This window comes from Sulfurimonas sp. (genome assembly GCF_027056685.1).
Lineage (GTDB): Bacteria > Campylobacterota > Campylobacteria > Campylobacterales > Sulfurimonadaceae > Sulfurimonas.
Window position 1 is genome coordinate 1 of sequence record NZ_JALUKE010000195.1, and the last position, 2,356, is coordinate 2,356.

Annotated in this window: 3 protein-coding genes and 1 pseudogene; 2 read left to right on the forward strand and 2 right to left on the reverse strand. The window is 33.3% G+C overall.

The window, feature by feature from the left end; translation table 11 throughout:
* Positions 1-1,591, forward strand: a 1,591-nt coding sequence (locus tag MVY38_RS08670) for an Eco47II family restriction endonuclease (RefSeq protein WP_297485301.1), incomplete at its 5' end; no start/stop codon positions are given.
* A 75-nt stretch (positions 1,592-1,666) separates the two neighbouring features.
* Here the strand turns inward: MVY38_RS08670 and MVY38_RS08675 are convergent.
* Positions 1,667-1,762, reverse strand: a pseudogene (locus MVY38_RS08675) (ATP-binding cassette domain-containing protein); the annotation flags it as partial.
* A gap of 97 nt (positions 1,763-1,859) precedes the next feature.
* Here MVY38_RS08675 and MVY38_RS08680 point away from each other — a divergent pair.
* Entirely contained in the window at positions 1,860-2,093 is a 234-nt protein-coding gene (locus MVY38_RS08680; protein WP_297485303.1) for a hypothetical protein, read from the forward strand.
* On the opposite strand, the gene MVY38_RS08685 is transcribed toward MVY38_RS08680, so the two are convergent.
* A partial coding sequence (locus tag MVY38_RS08685; protein ID WP_297485305.1) for an alpha/beta hydrolase occupies positions 2,090-2,356 on the reverse strand: 267 nt, incomplete at its 5' end. The two genes, MVY38_RS08680 and MVY38_RS08685, sit on opposite strands and share 4 nt — an antisense overlap.

The following is a 2,356-nucleotide window of genomic DNA, read 5'->3' on the forward strand; positions in this document are numbered from 1 at the left end:
TCTTTATAGTATAGGTACAGACAGACAAAAAGTTTTAAAAACTGAAATCACTATTGGTAAACCAAAAAATAGAAAACAGTTAAAAGAAGAGGTAGAAAAAGCAGAATTTCTCGGTTATACCAATAATGGGAAAAAAATAATCCTTGCCGATGCAAGACACTCTCCTTTTCTTATTAGTGAGTTAGGCAGAGTCAGAGAGATCTCTTTTAGAGCTATTGGCGGTGGAACTGGAACTGCACGTGATAATGATGCCTTTGACAACCATTATAAACATCTTATTCTTTGGGATGATGATGATCTTGAAATAGTAGGTGCTTATCGGATTGGTGAGTGTAAACAGATTATACAAGACCGAGGTCAAGAGGGTTTATACACCTCTAACCTTTGTCATTTTAATGAGCTTTTTAAAGAGTACTGTGGAAACTCTGTAGAACTGGGGCGTTCATTTGTACAACCTAAGTACTGGGGTTCACGTGCCTTTGATAGTTTATGGCAGGCAGTGACTGTTTATCTTGCCCATAACCCTCATATTCAGTACACCTATGGTGTCGTAACGATTAATGCAGATACCCCGCAACAAGCCGTTGCAGCACTGGTCTATTTTTATACCCATCATTTTGCTTGTGAGACGAAGATGATGACAGCAAAACAGCCTTATATTATGTCAAAAGAGAATCAAGAAAAATTTGATAAACTCTTTAAGCACCTCTCTTACAAAGAAGGGTTTATTGTCTTAAAAAGATATTTAAAAGATTTGGGAACCGTAGTACCTACCCTATTTAAACAATATATTGAGCTTTATGAAGAAGGAGCTGTTCGTTATTTTGACTTTAGTGTGAATGATGGGCTTTTTGGTGTCACAGAAGGTTTTATTATTTCAGATAATTATCGCATGAAGAAGTCTGTACAAGAGCGAAATTTAAAAGAGTTTAATAAAAATCTAATTGATCCAATTAAATTAACATTTGATTCAAAAGTTTATGGAAAAACGATTGAAGAAATTATTGAATCAGAATCAATAAGACAAATGGATAAATCTAACAGTAATAATATAGGATATTTTCAGCAAAATATTTTTAAATATATTTATAATCAAAATACACGGCAAACAAACTGGAGTGTACCAAAACAAGGTTTTGATATTGTTAATGATATTGATAAAATTTATGTTGAAATGAAAAATAAACACAATACAATGAACTCATCATCTTCACAAAAAACCTACATGAGAATGTCAAGTAAGTTAAATAATATGCCTGAAGCAACTTGTATGCTTGTTGAAGTAATTGCAAAAAATAGTCAAAATATTCCATGGAAGATTTCGTTAGATGGAGAACCAATAAGTCATAATAATATAAGAAGAGTTTCAATTGATAAATTTTATGAAATTGTAACTGGAGAAAAAGAAGCATTTAAACAACTAGTTGAAGCTTTACCAAAAGTTATGGATGATGTATTAGAAGAAATTCAGCAAAATGGTATGGAAAATACAGTATTTGAAGAATTAAGAGGCATTGATGAAAATATATTAAAAAGTTTATACTTATTATCTTTCCAAAGGTATGAAGGTTTTGAAAGTATCGATATATAGTCTACTAACAAAACCTTGAGACTGTGAACTTAGTCCAATTCATCCCTAATTTAGCCTAATTTCTCACCTCAATTTTTACAAATATCTCATCTTTTTTTTAATTAAGTCAGATTTTCCACTCCCGCTGTGTCCGACAAGCCTGACATGTTTTCCTGCGTTTAGCTTGAAGTTAAGGTTCTTTAAAAGCTTTTATATTGTACTCTTGTCTCTATTAAACCTTTACAAATTTTGTGCTATAATATTTGAAAGAAGATTGAAGGAGGATGTTATGAATGTCGTTGAATATACTTTTCAGTCACCGTATCCTAGTCCTTTTCAGGTAGGAAGAGTAGACCTTGCTTCTGTAAAAGAGAATACGCAAAACAATACTGCTCCAAAAGAAAACAAAGTAGAGCAAGATAGCTCTACTACTTCTATATTTTCAAGTGAGCAGCAGCTTCAAGAGTTACAAATTATGGATGGTAACTCTTCTTCGCCATTTATGTTGGATACATACGCTTAGGAGTTAAGCTCTTTTTTTAACTCCTGAAGCATCCATTTCCACTCACCAAAGTCGCTATTAGCGTTGATATGTCCTGCATTTTCTAATACTTCCATTTTTACAGCAAGCTTTTTTTGTAAATTCTGTGCTTCATCCTGAGTCAGATAAGGGTCGTTTGTTGAGGTGATAAGAAGAGCATTGGCTGCGTTTAGGGTAGTAGGTAATTTCGCTGGAAAAAATTCACTCAGCTCCTCAATGGTACAATCTAAGCTAGGTGGAGCGAC